Source organism: Streptomyces sp. NBC_00440 (assembly GCF_036014215.1).
Taxonomy (GTDB): domain Bacteria; phylum Actinomycetota; class Actinomycetes; order Streptomycetales; family Streptomycetaceae; genus Streptomyces.
The window spans coordinates 6,211,183-6,228,822 of the sequence record NZ_CP107921.1 but is presented as its reverse complement, the minus strand read 5'-3'; the positions used below and the strand labels follow the sequence as shown (position 1 = coordinate 6,228,822).

Annotated in this window: 14 protein-coding genes; 3 read left to right on the top strand and 11 right to left on the bottom strand. The window is 71.5% G+C overall.

The genetic code is table 11. From position 1 onward, the window contains the following. Positions 1–24: 24 nt before the first annotated feature. The 3 genes from OHB13_RS28000 to OHB13_RS27990 are packed head-to-tail and all read right to left on the bottom strand — an operon-like array spanning position 25 to position 2,034. Entirely contained in the window at positions 25–330 is a 306-nt protein-coding gene (locus OHB13_RS28000; protein WP_266852381.1) for an AzlD domain-containing protein, read from the bottom strand. Next, entirely contained in the window at positions 327–1,148 is an 822-nt protein-coding gene (locus OHB13_RS27995; RefSeq protein ID WP_443062974.1) for an AzlC family ABC transporter permease, read from the bottom strand. The genes OHB13_RS28000 and OHB13_RS27995 overlap by 4 nt, the downstream gene beginning before the upstream one ends. 10 nt (positions 1,149–1,158) lie before the next feature. Next, complete coding sequence (locus tag OHB13_RS27990; RefSeq protein WP_328378876.1) at positions 1,159–2,034, bottom strand: AraC family transcriptional regulator; 876 nt, start codon at positions 2,032–2,034, stop codon at positions 1,159–1,161. A 59-nt stretch (positions 2,035–2,093) separates the two neighbouring features. Here OHB13_RS27990 and OHB13_RS27985 point away from each other — a divergent pair, with 59 nt between their 5' ends. Then, positions 2,094–6,719, top strand: a complete 4,626-nt coding sequence (locus OHB13_RS27985) for an ATP-dependent helicase (RefSeq protein WP_328378875.1) — start codon at positions 2,094–2,096, stop codon at positions 6,717–6,719. A gap of 51 nt (positions 6,720–6,770) precedes the next feature. Here OHB13_RS27985 and OHB13_RS27980 read toward each other — a convergent pair whose 3' ends face one another. Further along, on the bottom strand, positions 6,771–7,664 hold the full coding sequence (locus OHB13_RS27980; RefSeq protein ID WP_328378874.1) for an LLM class flavin-dependent oxidoreductase: 894 nt from the start codon (positions 7,662–7,664) through the stop codon (positions 6,771–6,773). A 249-nt stretch (positions 7,665–7,913) separates the two neighbouring features. Here OHB13_RS27980 and OHB13_RS27975 point away from each other — a divergent pair, with 249 nt between their 5' ends. Further along, complete coding sequence (locus tag OHB13_RS27975; RefSeq protein WP_328378873.1) at positions 7,914–8,774, top strand: DNA-formamidopyrimidine glycosylase family protein; 861 nt, start codon at positions 7,914–7,916, stop codon at positions 8,772–8,774. Between the two features lie 36 nt (positions 8,775–8,810). Next, positions 8,811–9,590, top strand: coding sequence for an SDR family NAD(P)-dependent oxidoreductase (locus tag OHB13_RS27970; protein WP_328378872.1), 780 nt, complete (start codon positions 8,811–8,813; stop codon positions 9,588–9,590). Between the two features lie 451 nt (positions 9,591–10,041). Here OHB13_RS27970 and OHB13_RS27960 read toward each other — a convergent pair whose 3' ends face one another. The 7 genes from OHB13_RS27960 to OHB13_RS27930 all read right to left on the bottom strand — a co-directional run bounded on the left by OHB13_RS27960 (position 10,042) and on the right by OHB13_RS27930 (position 17,632). Then, a complete protein-coding gene (locus tag OHB13_RS27960; protein ID WP_266852387.1) occupies positions 10,042–10,512 on the bottom strand; it encodes a Dps family protein in 471 nt (156 codons plus the stop codon). 126 nt (positions 10,513–10,638) lie between these two features. Then, entirely contained in the window at positions 10,639–11,022 is a 384-nt protein-coding gene (locus OHB13_RS27955) for a helix-turn-helix domain-containing protein (protein WP_164266895.1), read from the bottom strand. 109 nt (positions 11,023–11,131) lie between these two features. Then, positions 11,132–11,641 carry a CinA family protein gene (locus tag OHB13_RS27950; RefSeq protein WP_328378870.1) on the bottom strand — a complete coding sequence of 170 codons (510 nt, stop codon included), beginning with the start codon at positions 11,639–11,641 and terminating at the stop codon, positions 11,132–11,134. Further along, positions 11,638–12,294 (bottom strand): CDP-diacylglycerol--glycerol-3-phosphate 3-phosphatidyltransferase, encoded by a 657-nt coding sequence (gene pgsA / locus OHB13_RS27945; protein WP_266852389.1) that lies wholly within the window; start codon positions 12,292–12,294, stop codon positions 11,638–11,640. The genes OHB13_RS27950 and pgsA overlap by 4 nt, the downstream gene beginning before the upstream one ends. Then, positions 12,291–13,754, bottom strand: a complete 1,464-nt coding sequence (gene rimO, locus OHB13_RS27940) for a 30S ribosomal protein S12 methylthiotransferase RimO (protein WP_266852390.1) — start codon at positions 13,752–13,754, stop codon at positions 12,291–12,293. The genes pgsA and rimO overlap by 4 nt, the downstream gene beginning before the upstream one ends. Positions 13,755–13,802: 48 nt before the next feature. After that, complete coding sequence (locus tag OHB13_RS27935) at positions 13,803–14,612, bottom strand: helix-turn-helix domain-containing protein (protein ID WP_328378869.1); 810 nt, start codon at positions 14,610–14,612, stop codon at positions 13,803–13,805. Positions 14,613–14,842: 230 nt separating this feature from the next. Further along, positions 14,843–17,632 carry a DNA translocase FtsK gene (locus OHB13_RS27930; RefSeq protein ID WP_328378868.1) on the bottom strand — a complete coding sequence of 930 codons (2,790 nt, stop codon included), beginning with the start codon at positions 17,630–17,632 and terminating at the stop codon, positions 14,843–14,845. Positions 17,633–17,640 lie beyond the last annotated feature (8 nt).

Sequence of the window (17,640 nt, the reverse complement as noted above, 5' to 3'; positions counted from 1 at the left end):
GAGCGGATGTCCGGTGCACCGGGTTCAGCCCAGTGCGCGCACCCCGGCGGTGACTGCCACGGCGACTCCGACGACCACCAGGAAGGGGGCGCGCAACACCAGTGCGAGCGCCGCCGCCGCGACCCCCGCGCCTCGCGCGTCCAGTACGAGGTGGTGGCCGTCCGCGAAGGTCTGCTGAGCGGTGAGGGCCGCCAGCAGCGCGACCGGGAGCAGCGAGGACAGCCGCTTGACGACCGGCCGCTCAAGCGTCCCCGCGGGGACCAGCAGACCGAGCAGTTTGACGAGGTAGCAGCCGACGGCCGTCGCCCCGATCGCGATCCAGACGCTCAACGCTCCTGCCCCTTCTTCTCTGTCTCTTCGAGGTCCTTCTGGTCCTTCAGGCCCGTCCGGTCTGCCCGGCCGCCCCGGACCCGCATCGCCACCCCGCTCGTACGGCTGACGCCGCGCCCCTTGAGGAACAGCACAGCCGGTGCCGCGAGCGCGGCGATCAGTACCGGCACCCCGCCGGGCACCAGCGGCAGCAGCCCGAGGCCCAGCACGACGGCCAGCCCGGCGACCGCCCGCTCCGTCGTCGTCCGCAGCATGGGGGCGAGGAGGGCGAGGAAGACCGCGGGCCCGGCCGCGTCGAGGCCCCAGGCCCCGGTGTCGCCCAGCGCTTCCGCGCCCAGCGCGCCGAGCAGTGTGGTGAGGTTCCACAGCACATACAGGGTCAGCCCCGTGGCGGTGAATCCGATCCGGGCCGCACGCCGGGTCGGCTGGGCCAGGGTGACGGCGGTCGTCTCGTCGATCACCCAGTGGGCGGCGAAGGGGCGTACGGCGCGCGGCAGGGCCAGCAGCTGGGACAGCCGCAGCCCGTAGAAGGTGTTGCGGACGCCGAGGAAGAAGGCTCCCGCAGCGGCGGCGAACGGGCTGCCTCCCGCCGCCAGCGCCCCGACCAGCGCGAACTGTGAGGCGCCGGTGAAGACCAGCAGGCTGAGGAGACAGGTCTGCAACAGGCTGAGACCGGAGCCCGCCGAGGTCACACCGAAGGCGAACCCGGAGAGCCCGACCGCGACGCCGACACCGAGCGCGTCCCTGATGACGGCCGAGTCCGCTCTCTGTTCCGGATCTGCGCCGGAGTCCGTAGGTACTGTCCGTTCCACTGCCACCGGGCAGACGTTACGAGGAGGATTCCGGTCCGGTCTTGTACGTTCTTGCGCGGCCCCGCTGGTACGCGCCCGGCGGCACCCCCACGATCCGGCTGAAATGCCGGTTCAGATGCGGCTGATCGGTGAATCCGACGGCGGCCGCCGCCTCCGCGGGTGTCGTGCCCGCCTCCAGGAGGTGCCTGGCCCGCCGCACCCGCGCATCGGTGAGCCAGGTGTGCGGCGGCATCCCGTACGCCGCCCGGAAGGCGCGCAGCAGGGCGAACGGGCTGGTGCCGAGGTCGGCGGCGAGCCGGTCGAGGGACGGCGGCCGCACCATCCGCTCCTCCAGCACGGCACGCGCGCGGGCCGCGTTCTCGGCGCCCGCGCTGCGCGGCGAACGCTCGGGGAGCCCGCCCCCGTGGGTGCGCAGCAGCCGGGCGACGGCGAGCCGCAGCAGGCTGTCGGCGGCCAGCGCGTTGCCCTGCTCGGCCGCCCGGTGCACACCGACGACGAGGCGCGCGGCCTCCGGGTCGTCGACGACCGGTGAGGTGAAACCGACAGAGCCGCGCAGGGTGCTGATGTCGGCGGCGACCTCGGCGATCAGTTCGGCGGACGGGTAGAGCGTGCGGTAGATCCAGCCCTCGGGCACGCCCGCGAACCCGGTGTGCGCAGTGTCGGGGTTCACCAGAGCGAGCTGGCCCGGCCCCGCCCTGACCAGCTCGGTGCGGTTGTGGAACGCCTCCACGCCGTAGGTGATCGCGGCCATGACGAACGACTCGTGCGTGTGCCGGGGGAAGGATTTGCGGATGTAGCGGGCGTGCAGCAGGTCGACCCCGGGCAGCTCGTCGAGCCGCCAGTGCCGTGCACGCTCCTCGCCACCCGGCGCCGGTGTTCCCCATGGCTCCATGACTTCATTGTTTCCCCAGGTCCGGGCGGTTGTCAGTGGTGGGGTGCACGATGGGGGACATGGTGAGGTCAGCGCTCGACTCCTTCTCCCCCGCGACCCGCGGCTGGTTCACGGGGGCCTTTAGCGCGCCCACTCCGGCCCAGGACGGCGCGTGGCGGGCGATCGGTGCCGGGTCCGACGTGCTGGTCGTGGCCCCGACCGGCTCCGGCAAGACGCTCGCCGCGTTCCTGGCCGCCCTCGACCAGCTGGCGTCGGCGCCACCGCCCGCCGATGCCAGGAAGCGCTGCCGGGTCCTGTATGTCTCGCCGCTCAAGGCGCTCGCCGTCGACGTCGAGCGCAATCTCCGCAGCCCGCTCACCGGCATCCGCCAGGAGTCGGTGCGGCTCGGGCTGCCCGAGCCCGATGTACGGGTCGGTATCCGCTCCGGCGACACCCCGGCCGCCGAGCGGCGGTCCATGGCGCTCCGGCCGCCGGACATTCTGATCACCACCCCCGAGTCGCTGTTCCTGATGCTCACCTCGTCCGCGCGTGACGCGCTGGCGGGCGTCGAGACGGTGATTCTCGACGAGGTCCACGCGGTGGCCGGCACGAAGCGGGGTGCCCATCTCGCCGTCTCGCTGGAGCGCCTGGACGAGCTGCTGCCGCGCCCGGCCCGCCGGATCGGGCTGTCCGCGACGGTCAGGCCGGTGGACGAGATCGCCCGTTACCTCTCGCCGCAGCGCAAGGCCGAGATCGTGCAGCCGCCCTCCGGCAAGGAGTTCGACCTCTCGGTGGTCGTCCCCGTCGAGGACCTCGGAGAGCTGGGCGGCTCCCCCGCATCCGACACGGACCCGGACAAGGCCGAGAAGCCCTCCATCTGGCCGCATGTCGAGGAGCGCATCGCGGATCTGGTCCAGGCGCACCGCTCGACGATCGTCTTCGCCAACTCCCGCCGTCTGGCGGAGCGCCTGTGCAACAGGCTGAACGAGATCGCGTACGAGCGGGCCACCGGGGAGATCATGCCGGAGGCCCACTCCCCCGCCGAGGTGATGGCCGAGTCGGGCGCCGCCAAGGGCGCGCCCGCGCTGCTCGCCCGCGCCCACCACGGCTCGGTGTCCAAGGAGCAGCGCGCCCAGGTCGAGGAGGATCTCAAGGCGGGCCGGCTGCCCGCTGTCGTGGCCACCTCCAGTCTTGAGCTGGGGATCGACATGGGGGCGGTGGATCTGGTCATCCAGGTCGAGTCGCCACCATCGGTGGCCTCCGGCCTCCAGCGGGTGGGGCGCGCGGGGCACCAGGTGGGCGCCGTCTCCACCGGTGTCGTCTTCCCCAAGTACCGGGGGGACCTGGTGCAGGCCGCCGTGGTGACCGAGCGGATGCGCACCGGCTCGATCGAGGCGCTGCGGATCCCGTCGAACCCGCTGGACGTACTGGCCCAGCAGCTGGTCGCGATGGTGGCTCTCGACAGCTGGCAGGCCGACGACCTGCTGGCGGTGGTGCGCCGCGCGGCGCCGTTCGCCGCGCTTCCCGAGTCCGCTTTCACAGCGGTCCTGGACATGCTCGCCGGACGCTATCCGTCGGACGCCTTCGCGGAGTTGCGTCCGCGCGTGGTGTGGGACCGGATCGCCGGTACGGTCACGGGCCGTCCCGGGGCGCAGCGCCTCGCTGTCACCTCCGGCGGCACCATCCCCGACCGCGGTCTCTTCGGAGTCTTCCTCGCCGGGGCCGACCCCAAGAAGGGCGGGGGGCGGGTCGGTGAGCTGGACGAGGAGATGGTCTACGAGTCCCGGGTGGGCGACGTCTTCACCCTCGGCACCACGTCCTGGCGTATCGAGGACATCACCCGCGACCGGGTGCTGGTCACCCCGGCCCCCGGGGTGCCGGGCCGGCTGCCGTTCTGGAAGGGCGACCAGCTGGGCCGCCCGCTCGAACTGGGCCGCGCCGTGGGCGCGTTCCTCCGCGAGGTGGGCGGCCTCGCTCCGGACGACGCCCGGCTGCGGCTGCTCGCTGCCGGGCTCGACGCCTGGGCCGCTGACAACGTCCTGTCCTACCTGGACGAGCAGCGCCGCGCCTGCGGCCATGTGCCGGACGACCGGACCATCGTCGTGGAGCGGTTCCGTGACGAACTGGGCGACTGGCGGGTGGTCGTCCACTCCCCGTTCGGCGCGCAGGTGCACGCACCCTGGGCGCTCGCACTCGGCGCCAAGCTCTCCGAGCGGTACGGGATGGACGCGCAGGTCATGCATGCCGACGACGGGATCGTGCTGCGGCTCCCCGACGCGGATCTGATGGGCCTCGACCTGCTGGACGGCGACCCGGCCGCGCCGGGCGTCGAGTACGACACCGAGCAGGCCCCGCTCGGAGCGGCCGATGTGGCTTTCGACAAGGGCGAGATCAATCAGATCGTCACGGACCAGGTCGGCAGCTCGGCCCTCTTCGCCTCCCGTTTCCGCGAGTGCGCCGCCCGCGCCCTCCTCCTGCCGCGCCGCAGCCCCGGCAAGCGGACACCCCTGTGGCAGCAGCGTCAGCGGGCCTCCCAGCTCCTCCAGGTCGCCAGCGAGTTCGGCTCGTTCCCGATCGTCCTCGAAGCCGTCCGCGAATGCCTTCAGGACGTGTTCGACGTACCGGGCCTCACCGAGCTGATGGGTGACATCGAGTCGCGCCGCGTCCGCCTCGTCGAAGTCACCACGGCCGAGCCCTCACCGTTCGCGCGCTCGCTGCTCTTCGGCTATGTCGCCCAGTTCCTGTACGAGGGCGACTCCCCGCTCGCCGAGCGCCGGGCGGCGGCCCTCTCGCTGGACTCCCGGCTCCTTGCCGAGCTGCTGGGCCGGGCCGAACTGCGCGAGCTGCTGGACGCCGACGTGCTGGACGAGCTGGAGCGCGAGCTCCAGTGGCTGACGGAGGACCGTCGGATCAAGGACGCCGAGGGGGTGGCGGACCGGCTGCGGCTGCTCGGCCCGCTGACCGACGCCGAACTGGCCGAGCGCGGAGCCGAACCGCAGTGGGCGCCGGACCTCGCGGCCGCCCGCCGGGCCATCCGGGTCCGTATCGCGGGCACCGACCACTGGGCGGCTATCGAGGACGCGGGCAGACTGCGGGACGCGCTCGGCACAGCCCTCCCGGTGGGCGTGCCCGAGGCCTTCACCGAGCCGGTCAAGGACCCGCTGGGCGATCTGCTCTCCCGCTTCGCACGGACGCACGGCCCGTTCACCTCGTCGACGGCGGCGGCACGCTTCGGCCTGGGCAGCGCGGTCACGGACGGCGCGCTGCAGCGGCTCGCCGCCGCGGGCCGGGTCGTCCAGGGCGAGTTCCATCCGTCCGGCATCGGCCAGGAGTGGTGCGACGCCACGGTGCTGCGCAGACTCCGCCGCCGCTCCCTCGCGGCCCTGCGCGAGGAGCTCGAACCGGTACCGCCCGAGGCGCTCGCCTCGTTCCTGCCACAGTGGCAGCACCTCGGGGCCGGGAGCCTGCGGGGCATCGACGGCCTGGCGCGCGCCGTCGAGCAGCTCCAGGGGGCGCCCGTCCCCGCCTCCGCCCTGGAGAGACTGATCCTGCCGTCGCGGGTGTCCGGTTACACACCGGCGCTCCTCGACGAACTCACCACCACCGGTGAGGTCGTCTGGGCCGGAGCGGGCGCGCTGCCGGGCAAGGACGGCTGGATCTCCCTCTTCCTCGCGGACAGCGCACCGCTGCTCGTCCCACCGCCCCACCCACTGGAACTGAGCGCGCTGCACGAGTCCGTGCTCCAGGCGCTCGCCCCGGGCTACGGACTCTTCTTCCGTCAGCTCAAGGACCACGTCCGCGCCACCACCCACCCGGACTGCACCGATCCCCAACTGGCCGACGCCATCTGGGACCTGGCCTGGTCGGGGAGGCTGACCAACGACACCCTGGCCCCGCTCCGCTCCCTGCTCGGCTCGGGCCGGACGGCGGGCTCCACCGCCCACCGCGCCCGCCGGACGGTCCCGCGGGGGCGGTACGGCACCCTCACCGGCGCGGCGCGCCCCGCTTCTCGTACCGGCCCACCGACCGTGGCGGGCCGCTGGTCCCTGCTCCCCGCCGCCGAGCCGGAGGCGACCCACCGCGCTCATGCCCTGGCCCGCACGCTCCTGGACCGGCACGGCGTCGTCACCCGTGGCGCGGTATCGGCCGAGGGGGTCGAGGGCGGCTTCTCCGCGGTCTACCGCATCCTCTCCGCGTTCGAGGACAGCGGGCAGGCGCGGCGGGGCTATGTCGTGGAGGGCCTGGGCGCGGCCCAGTTCGCGATGGACGGTGCGGTCGACCGGCTGCGCGCGGCGGCCACCGCCCGCGACCGTACGGATTCGGGGGCACCGGGCCGGGCGCTGGTGCTCGCCGCGGCGGATCCGGCGAACGCCTATGGAGCGGCGCTGCCCTGGCCGGAGTCCCCGGGCGGGGTGGGCCACAAGCCCGGCCGCAAGGCGGGCGCTCTGGTCGTCCTCGTGGACGGAGAGCTGATCCTCTACATGGAGCGCGGCGGCAAGAGCCTGCTGGCCTGGCCCACCGAGCCCGACCACCCCGGACTGCTGGCCGCCGGCCAGGCGCTCGCCACGGCGGCGGCTTCGGGGGCGCTGGGCACTGTGACCGTGGAGCGCACCAACGGCGCGGCCGCTCTCACCTCCGACCTGGGCCGGACCCTGGAGGCAGCCGGTTTCGTCGCCACCCCCAGGGGGCTGCGGCTGAGAGCCTGACTGCGGCGGCCCCGCATCGGCAAGGGCCCAAGCCCCCCATTGCCGGGCAGTCTAAATTCCTGCGGCCTCCTGGGCCGACGCGGTGATGAGTTCGTCGGCGACCCACCGTGCGACATCGGCGGGGTAGGGCGCCGACAGCGCCAGGACGATGTGCTGGAAACCGGCCGCGGTTGCTCTGCCGATCGCGTCCCGGGTGGTGCCGGGATCGTCGTAGGAGACCGACAGCACGAGCGAGCGGGTGATCGCGGCGGGATCGCGCCCGATTTCGGTGCAGTAGCGGTCCAGCAGTGCGCTGCGGCCGATGGCGTCATCGATGTCGCCGCCGGGGTAGTTCCACAGGTCGGCGTGGTCGGCCACCACGCGCAGCGTCGAGGACGCGCGTCCGCCGATGAGGATGGGCGGGTGCGGGCGCTGAACCGGTTTTGGGTTGCCGAACGCACCGGTGAGCTGGATATGGGCGCCGTGGAAGTCGAACGGTTCCGGCTCGGTCCACAGCCGCCGGATCACCGTGCACGCTTCGGCGAGACCGGCGACGGCATGAGCGGCGTCGTGGAAGGGCAGGCCATGTGCTTCGTACTCGCGCCGGGCCACCGGGTGACCGGGCCGTGAGCCGGCACCGATGCCGAAGTCGAGCCGTCCGCCGGAGATGACGTCGACGGTCGCGGCGATCTTGGCCAGCATCGCCGGAGGACGGAAGCGGTTACTGGTCACGAGCACCCCCAGACGCAGTCTCCGGGTCTGCGCGGCGAGGGCCGAGAGCAGCGTCCACCCTTCGTAGGCCACCCCGTTCGGGTCGCCCCAGATCGGCATGAGGTGGTCGAAGAGCCATGCGTGCTCGATCTCCGGGATGGCGTCGGCCTCTCGCCAGACCCGCAGGATGTCTTCGTAACCGACCTGCGAGGGGGCGGTCATGATCCCGAAACTGGGCTGAGGTGATTGCGGCATGGGGCCACTGGTCCTTTCAATGTCGGCGGCGCCGGGCAGGAGCGCCACGGGATCCACGACCGGAACAACCAAACGGAACACCGTTCCGCCAACAATACGGAACGAGGTTCCACTTGGCAATCACGCGCAGCCCAACGGCGCGGGCCCAGAACAGCCCCACCCCACCCCACCCCGCCCCCGCACCGCCGCACCGAGGACTCACATCGAGGACTCACAGGACTCGCACGGAAGAACCCGCATCATGGAGACATGCCCGAGGGAGACAGCGTCCACCAGGCCGCCCGGCGACTGCACACGGCGCTCGCGGGCCGCACCCTCACCCGGTTCGACCTGCGCGTCCCCCGGTTCGCCACCGCCGACCTCACCGGGCGCACCGTCCTCGACGTCACCCCGCGCGGCAAACATCTGCTGATGCGCGTCGAGGGCGGCCTCAGCCTGCACAGCCATCTGCGGATGGACGGCACCTGGAAGGTCTACGTACCGGGCGAACGCTGGCGCGGCGGCCCCTCGCACGAGATCCGCGCCGTCGTCGGAACCGCCGGACACACCGCCGTCGGGTACCGCCTCCCCGTACTGGAACTGCTGCGGACCACCGAGGAGAGCACGGTCGTGGGACACCTCGGCCCGGACCTCCTGGGCCCCGACTGGGAACCGGACAGGGCACTCGCCAACCTGCTGGCAGACCCGGGCCGGCCGCTCGTCGAAGCCCTGCTCGACCAGCGCAACCTCGCCGGTATCGGCAATGTCTTCGCAGCCGAGATCTGCTTCGTACTGCGCGCCACACCCTGGCTGCCGGTCGGTGAACTCGCCCGGCCGGAAAGGGTGGTGACCGTCGCGAAGAAGCTCCTGGAGGCCAACCGCAACCGCCCCGTCCGCACCACGACGGGCCGCCCGAACCAGCGTCTGTACGTCTACGGACGCGCGCCCCGCCCCTGTCTGCGCTGCGGCACCTCCGTGCGCCGCGCCAACCGGACCGACAGCGGCAACGGCAACGGCAGCCATGAGCGCCCGACGTACTGGTGCCCCACCTGCCAGACAGGCCCCGCCAACCCCACCACCCCCGGCAACCACGCCGCCCCCAACCAGCCCCAGCCTCCACCCACCGCCTAGTTGACGCCCCGTCAGATTCAGTCGTACGGTCCCGTCATGCCCGTCATGGCTTACGACCTCACCGACCGCATCGCGTTCGTCACCGGCGCCGCGAGCGGCATCGGCCGCGCCAGCGCGGTACTTCTGGCGGAAGCAGGCGCAACCGTCCACTGCGCGGACCGCGACGAAGCGGGGCTGCGCGAGACCGTGTCCGCAATCGCCCGAGCGGGCGGCGCCGCGCATCCGCATCCACTGGACGTCTCCGACCGCGGCAGCGTGGAGGCAGCCGTCGAGGCGGCCGCCTCAGCCTCGGGCCGGCTGGACATCCTGGCGGCCGTCGCGGGGATCATGCACAGCAGTCCGGTCCTGGAGACACGGGACGAGGATCTGGACCGCGTCCTCGCCGTCAACTTCAAGGGCGTGCTGTACGCCTGCCAGGCCGTAGCCCGCAGCATGATCGCGACGGGTACGGCGGGAAGCATCGTCACGATGGCGTCGGGCGCCGTGGACACCGGCGGACCGGGGCTGCTCTGCTACGGCGTGACGAAAGCGGCCGTCTTCCAGCTGACGAAGACGCTCGCGACCGAGGTGGGCCCGCACGGGATCCGCGTCAACGCGGTCGCCCCCGGCTGGATCCGTACGCCCATGACGGAGCGGCACAACAACAGCGAGGCCCAGGCACACACCGCGGCCCTGATGTCCCGGATGTCGCCGCTCGGCCGGGTGGGCGCCCCCGAGGAGATCGCACACGCCGTACTGCACCTGGCCTCCGACGCCGCCGCCTTCACGACGGGTCAGATCCTCCGCCCGAACGGCGGCGTCGCCATGCCCTGGTAGACCGGCGCTCAGCAGACCGGCACCGCCACACCCCGACGGAACGCACAGACCGCACAGACCGCACAGACCGCGAGGAACGCAGAGAACGCGTGGACGGCACCCGCCGCCGGACCGGCGAGCGGCCGCCCGGAAACGCGACCACATGCACCGGCAGCAGGCTCAGCCCCCATCCCCCGACGGCGACAGCGCCCTCCAGCGGCCCGGACTCACCGGGCGCCAGCACCAGTCGCAGGACGGCCCACCACCACAGACCGCCCACTATTAAAGCCGGCATCACCGCCGGCACCCACCGCCGCACCATGGCCGCCTCCTCCGGCTGACGCCGGTACCGCACCCGGAACGGCTCACCGGGACACAGCACCCGGGAGCCCCTTCGGACCGCGGCACCGGCCCGGGCCCATCACCCGGCGGGAGAACGCATGAGGCGCCCGCCCGGCGCGTATCCGCACGGTTACGCGTTCTCCGCCTGGTACATCCAGGCGTGCTTCTCCAGGGCAGCGGTGACTGCGATGAGCAGATCCTGAGTCACCGGGTCCGGGACATCGGTGGCCGCGATCCGCTCCCGCATCCGTGTGATGACGGCCTCAAGCGCGGCCACCAGCGTCCGCACGGCGTCGGTGTCGCTGATCCGCCCGTCGGGGACCTCGCGGATCGCGCTCGTCCTGGAAACCGTCGCAGCCCGGCCGTCCGGCGTCACACCGATCGCGGAGGCCCGCTCGGCCACCGTGTCCGTGTACTGCCGCGCGGTGTCGACCACCTCGTCGAGCTGGAGATGGACCGACCGGAAGCGCGGTCCGACCACGTTCCAGTGCACCTGCTTGGCGACCAGCGACAGATCCACCAGGTCCGCGAGCGCGCCCTGCAGCGCATCTCCGACCACTTTCAGATCGGCTTCGGGCAGAGAGCTCTTCACGCCGGCCATGCGAGGTCCTCCCATATGTTCGTACGTTTCCATCACCATGGCACAAATATCCGCAAAGCGGACACCCAGGGCAGAAAAGTAGCTCCGGCCGGCCCCTGAGGACCGGCCGGAGCCAGAAAGCACGTACTAGGCCGCTACTACATTCACGGCCTCGGCGGGCGCCTTGATCGTTACCCGCTCGGTAGGAACACCCGTGACCGACGTCACGGAAACGGAATTGAGCATCGAGCGTACCGGCACAGGTACGGGCTCAGTCGACGCTGCCGACTCGGCCAGCTCCGCGAGCGACAGCTCGTCGCTCACTTCCCGCATGAGCTCGGACATCCGTACGTCAAGCGCGTCGCAGATCGCGGAGAGCAGCTCGGAGGATGCCTCCTTCTGCCCCCGCTCCACCTCGGACAGATAACCGAGAGAGACTCGGGCGGACGAGGAGACTTCGCGCAGAGTACGGCCCTGGCGCTGGCGCTGCCGACGCAGCACGTCACCCAACAGGCGACGGAGCAGAATCATCGGTGGCTCCCTCCTCGGACCGCGTAGCCGCATCCTTCACGCCCCACCGTACCGCCTTGCGCCGCGGCCGTGCGGGGAGCGATGTCGTGTTCACTCAGGGCTGCAAACATCAATTCCCCCCGTTCTCTTCCGTATCCTGTGCCCGCGCATTCGCGCGAAGTTCATCGCAGAGCAGTCCGAGAACACCCAGCACGCTCTCTCTACGGATTTCCTCCCGGTCCCCGTTCAACCGCAGCGAGGCCATATTCTCTGCCCCGCCCGGCCCGGAAACCGCGACGTACACCGTCCCGACGGGCTGCCCGTCCTGCATGTCGGGGCCGGCGACTCCGGTGGTGGCCATCCCCCAGTCCGCGCCCAGCACCCGCCGCACCCCGGCCGCCATCTGCCGGGCGACCCCCGGAGCCACCGCACCACGCTCGGCCAGCAGAGCCCCGTCGACGCCGAGGACTTCCTGCTTGAGGGCCGTTGCGTACGCCGTGACGGACCCGCGGAAGACCCGGGAGGCACCAGAGACGGACGTGAGCTCGGCGGCCAGCAGACCGCCGGTCAGCGACTCGGCGACGGCGAGGGTCTCCCCCCGGTCCGCCAGGAGCTCCAGCACCCGGGCCGCCGAGGTCACCGGGCGGCCCGCTCGGCCGCGAGCCCCTTGCGGCGCGCGGTCACGGCCTGCTGCACGTAGTCGAGCCCGGTCACGACCGTCAGCACAACGGCGACCGCCATCACCCAGAACCGCATGGTCGCCAGCGGACCGGTCAGAGCCAGGACGTACATCCCGACCGCCGTGCCCTGCGCAAGCGTCTTGATCTTGCCGCCGCGGCTGGCCGGAATGACCGCGTGCCTGATCACCCAGAACCGCATCAGGGTGATCCCGAGCTCCCGGAACAGGATCACGCCGGTCACCCACCAGGGCAGATCGCCGAGGTACGAGAGACAGATCAGCGCCGCCCCCATGATCGCCTTGTCGGCGATGGGGTCGGCGATCTTCCCGAAGTCGGTGACCAGGTTGTACGTCCGTGCCAGATGGCCGTCGAAGACATCGGTGATCATCGCGACGGCGAAGGCCGCCCAGGCCCAGGCCCGCCAGACCGGGTCGTACCCGCCGTCATGGAGCAGCAGCAGCACGAACCCCGGCACGAGCACCAGCCGCACCATGGTCAGCAGATTCGCGACGTTCCACAGGCTGACCTGATTGACCACCGCAGCGCCCAGCTTTCCGGCGGGCGCCGGCTTGGCACCGGTACCGCCCGTAGCGGATGCCGGGACTCCGGTCATCTGGCTGCCTCCTCGCCAAGACATTCGGCCACCAGGTCGACACCTTCGGTACCGACCACCTTTGCCACGACCATACGGCCGGGGACCAGGCCCTCGCTTGCCGTGAACACGACCTGCCCGTCGGTCTCGGGCGCCTGGTGGGCGGCCCGGCCCACGGCGCCGTCCTCGCCGTCCACGGACTCGACGAGCACCGAGAGGGTTTCTCCCAGCCGTTCCTCGGCCCGCTGCGCGGTCAGCTCCTCGGCGAGCCGCGAGATGTGTTCGAGCCGTTCGGCGATGACCTCGGCGTCCAGCTTGTTCTCGTAGCCGACCGCCTCGGTGCCGTCCTCGTCGGAGTAACCGAAGACGCCGATGGCGTCGAGCCGCGCGCCGGTGAGGAAGCGCTCCAGCTCGGCCAGATCACTCTCGGTCTCGCCGGGGAAGCCCACGATGAAGTTGGAGCGCGCTCCGGCCTGCGGCGCCTTGCCGCGGATCGTGCCGAGCAGTTCCAGGAAGCGGTCGGTGTCCCCGAAGCGGCGCATCGCGCGGAGCACACCGGGCGCCGAGTGCTGGAAGGAGAGGTCGAAGTACGGGGCGACCTTCGGCGTCGACGTCAGGACGTCGATGAGGCCGGGCCGCATCTCGGCGGGCTGCAGGTAGCTGACCCGGATCCGCTCGATGCCCTCGACCTCGGCGAGCTCGGGCAGCAGCGTCTCCAGGAGCCGGATGTCGCCGAGGTCCTTGCCGTACGAGGTGTTGTTCTCGGAGACCAGCATGACCTCCTTGACACCCTGCTCCGCCAGCCAGCGCGTCTCCCCGAGCACATCGGACGGGCGCCGCGAGATGAAGGAGCCGCGGAAGGACGGGATGGCGCAGAAGGAGCACCGCCGGTCGCAGCCGGAGGCCAGCTTCACGGAGGCCACGGGGCTGTTGCCGAGTCTGCGACGCAGCGGTGCCCGCGGTCCGGAGACCGGGGCGACTCCCTCCGGCAGGTCCTCGGGCGGAGTGTCCTGCGCATGGCCGGGAAGCGCCACACCGGCCGTCTCCTGGCGCTCGGCCGGGCTGATCGGCAGCAGCTTGCGGCGGTCGCGCGGGGTGTGCGAGGCGTGGATCCCGCCGTTCAGGATGGTCTGGAGGCGGTCGGAGATATCGGCGTAGTCGTCGAATCCGAGGATCCCGTCGGCCTCGGGCAGCGCTTCGGCAAGATCCTTGCCGTACCGCTCGGCCATGCAGCCGACCGCGACGACGGCCTGCGTCCTGCCGTGATCCTTGAGATCGTTGGCTTCGAGCAGGGCGTCGACGGAGTCCTTCTTGGCGGCTTCGACGAATCCACAGGTGTTGACGACGGCCACGTCCGCGGCGGCGGCGTCCTCGACGAGGTCCCAGCCGTCCGCTGCCAAGCGGCCTGCGAGCTCCTCCGAGTCCACCTCGTTACGGGCGCAGCCAAGAGTGACAAGGGCGACGGTACGGCGTTCGGGCATGGGCTCAAGACTACTTTGTCCCGGCCCACGCCCGTTCCGCGAGGGTGATCAGCCCGCCTCGGGGTCGCCCTTGGTGTACGAGAGCCGCTCGACCTGGCCGGTCTGGAAGTCGTTGTGGACGTCCTTGCCGTTGACGAACAGCTGGATCGCGCCGGCGTTGCCGAGGATCAGATCGACCTGCTGGGCGTCCGTGAAGGTCTTGGACTCGCCCTTGGCCAGCACGCCGTCGAAGAGCAGCTTGCCGTTGTGCGCCTTCGCGGAGATCCAGCTCTTGTCGTCGACGGCGGACAGCTTCACCGTCACCTTGTCCTTCGGCACGGCCGCGATGGCGCTGTCCGACGCGGTGGGAGAGCTGGGCTTGGGATCGGCCGGCTTGCCGGGCTTGTGACTGGGCTTAGACGTGGCGGTCGTGGGCCCTTCGGCGACCTGATTGCCGCCCTTGCCGCCGCTGCCGCCGCTGAACGCGGTGAACCCGACGAAGCCGACCACGACGACGATCGCCGCGACCATGGCCGCCGTCCAGTTCGGACGGCGGCGCTCCGGCTTGATCCGTTCCGCTTCGAAGAGCGGCGCGACCGGGGTGGGTTCGGGACGGCCGCCGTGCTCCGCGTCGTACTGGGCGACCAGAGCCGCCGGGTCGACGGCGACGGCGCGCGCCAGCGTACGGATGTGGCCGCGGGCGTACACATCGCCGCCGCAGCGGGAGAAGTCGTCCTGCTCGATCGCGTGCACGATGGGGATGCGCACCCGTGTCGCCGAGCTGACTTCCTCAACCGTCAGACCTGCGGTGATCCGGGCCTGGTGGAGGGTGTGACCGATGGAAGGGCGGTCGTCTTCGGGGGAGTTGCCGATGGACACGGGGGCGCCTTTCGAGCGTGAGCCACCTGCTGGATGTTCAGTCTAGGGGGGTGGTGAAAGGGTGGGGCAACCTGAGCGCGCACTTTGTACGCCATCAGGTCGGCGAATCACTGGACGACTCGCCGGGCGGGCCGGGAAACAACCCGAGTGCGGGACATCTCCGGCCCTTTTCTCTCCGGTTCCTGCCCAACTTGACGTACGACCGGGGGAAACGGTTGCCCTCCGATGGCCTACGGCTCGGTCTCTCCGCGGATGACCGCGAGCACGCCGTCCACTTCGTCCGGTTTCACCAGCACGTCGCGGGCCTTCGAGCCCTCGCTGGGCCCGACGATGTTCCGCGACTCCATCAGGTCCATCAGCCGGCCCGCCTTCGCGAACCCGACGCGCAGCTTGCGCTGGAGCATCGACGTCGAGCCGAACTGAGTGGAGACGACCAGCTCGGCCGCCTGGCACAGCAGGTCGAGATCGTCGCCGATGTCTCCGTCGATCTCCTTCTTCTTGGCCGTCCCGACCACCACGTCGTCACGGAAGACCGGTGCCATCTGGTCCTTGCAGTGCTGGACGATCTCACCGACCTCCTCCTCGGTGACGAAGGCGCCCTGCATACGGGTCGGTTTGTTCGCCCCCATCGGGAGGAAGAGCCCGTCGCCCTTGCCGATCAGCTTCTCGGCGCCCGGCTGGTCGAGGATGACCCGGCTGTCGGCGAGCGAGGAGGTGGCGAAGGCGAGGCGCGAGGGCACGTTCGCCTTGATCAGACCGGTGACGACGTCGACCGACGGCCGCTGTGTGGCCAGCACCAGGTGGATGCCGGCGGCGCGCGCCAGCTGGGTGATCCGGACGATGGAGTCCTCGACGTCACGCGGCGCGACCATCATCAGGTCGGCCAGCTCGTCGACGATGACCAGCAGATACGGATACGGGGAGAGCTCCCGCTCGCTGCCCTCGGGCGCCTTGGCCTTGCCGCTGCGCACGGCCTGGTTGAAGTCGTCGATGTGCCGGTACCCGTACGCCGCGAGGTCGTCGTACCGCAGGTCCATCTCGCGTACGACCCACTGGAGCGCCTCGGCGGCGCGTTTGGGATTGGTGATGATCGGGGTGATCAGGTGCGGGATGCCCTCGTACGCGGTCAGCTCGACGCGCTTGGGGTCGACCAGCACCATCCGTACGTCCTCGGGCGTCGCCCGCACCATCACCGAGGTGATCAGGCAGTTGATGCAGGAGGACTTTCCGGAGCCGGTCGCGCCCGCGACCAGGACGTGCGGCATCTTCGCCAGGTTGGCCATCACATAGCCGCCCTCGACGTCCTTGCCGAGCGCCACCAGCATCGGGTGGTCGTCCTCGGCCGCGTCCGCGAGGCGCAGCACATCACCGAGGTTGACCATCTCGCGGTCGGTGTTCGGAATCTCGATACCGACGGCGGACTTCCCCGGGATCGGGGAGATGATCCGCACGTCGGGGCTGGCCACCGCGTAGGCGATGTTCTTGGTGAGCGCGGTGATCCGCTCGACCTTCACGGCCGGGCCCAGCTCCACCTCGTAGCGGGTGACGGTCGGGCCGCGGGTGAAGCCGGTGACGGCCGCGTCGACCTTGAATTCCATGAAGACGTTCGACAGCGAGGCGACGACCGCGTCGTTGGCGGCGCTGCGGGTCTTGCCCGGGCCGCCGCGCACCAGCAGGTCCAGTGAGGGCAGCGAGTAGGTGATGTCGCCGGAGAGCTGGAGCTGTTCGGCGCGGGACGGCAGCGGCTGGGACTCGGGCGGCTTCGGGGACTTCTTGGTCAAGTCGGGTACGGGGCCCGCCCCTCCGGACTTCGCGGCCCCCGCCGACTCACGGGCGGACGGCACGGGCGCCGCGGCCGAGGCGCCGGACGGGGTGGCCTCGGGGCGTTCGACGGAGACGCCCTGGGTCAGATCCGCGACGAGCGGGGAGGGCGGCAGCCCGTTCAGCACGGCCCCGTCCAGCGCGGCGGCCGCGGCGGCCGCGACGTCCACCGCGTCCATCGGCCGGCCGGGCGGAGGCTGCACGGAGGGCCTGCGCGGCTTGCTGCGGCGCTTGGTGAGCGCCTGCTCCTCGGCCGCTTCGGCGTCGTAGAGCTCGGGGGTGCGGCCGCGCGGTGCGGCCTGACGGCGGCCGGCCGGCAGCGACTCGCGCCACTGGTCCTCGTACCGCTCGTCGTCCTGCTCGTCCACCCCGTCGGTGGCGGGCTCGGGGTCGACGATGCCCAGCCGGGCCCCCAGCGTCCTGAGCCGGTGCGGAATGGCGGTGACGGGGGTGGCTGTGACCACCAGCAGCCCGAAGACGGTCAGCAGCAGGAGCAGCGGTACGGCGAGGACATCGCCCATCAGGAAGATCAGCGGCTTGGACGCGGCCCAGCCGATCAGGCCACCGGCGTCCTGCATGGCCGATGTGCCGTCCCCGCGCCCGGGAGCACCGCAGGCGATGTGGACCTGCCCGAGCACCCCCAGGACCAGTGCGGAGAGCCCGATGACGATCCGGCCGTTCGCCTCCGGCTTCTCCGGGTGGAGGATCAGCCGTACGGCGATGGCGCCCAGCAGTATCGGGACCAGCAGGTCGAGCCGGCCGAAGGCACCGGTGATCAGCATCTCGACGAGATCGCCGACCGGGCCGTGCAGATTCGACCAGGTGCCGGCCGCGATGACGAGCGCCAGGCCGAGGAGCAGCAACGCCACCCCGTCCTTGCGGTGGGCCGGGTCGAGGCCCTTCGCGCCCCGGCCTATGCCGCGGAACATCGCCCCGACGCCGTGGGCGGCCCCGAGCCAGACGGCCCGTACGAGCCGGTACACGCCCCCGGTGGGGGACGGCGCGGGTTTCGGTGCGGGCTTCGCCGCCGCCTTCTTGGCGGGCGCCCGCTTCGCGGGGGCGGTCTTCTTCGCAGCGGTCTTCTTCGCAGCGGTCTTCTTCGCCGGAGCTGCCTTCTTGGCTGGGCCGGTACGGCCGGCACGCGGCTTGGCGGTGCCCGCCGCGCCTGGGGAACCCTTGCCGGACGTACGTGAGGCCATGGAGCCGA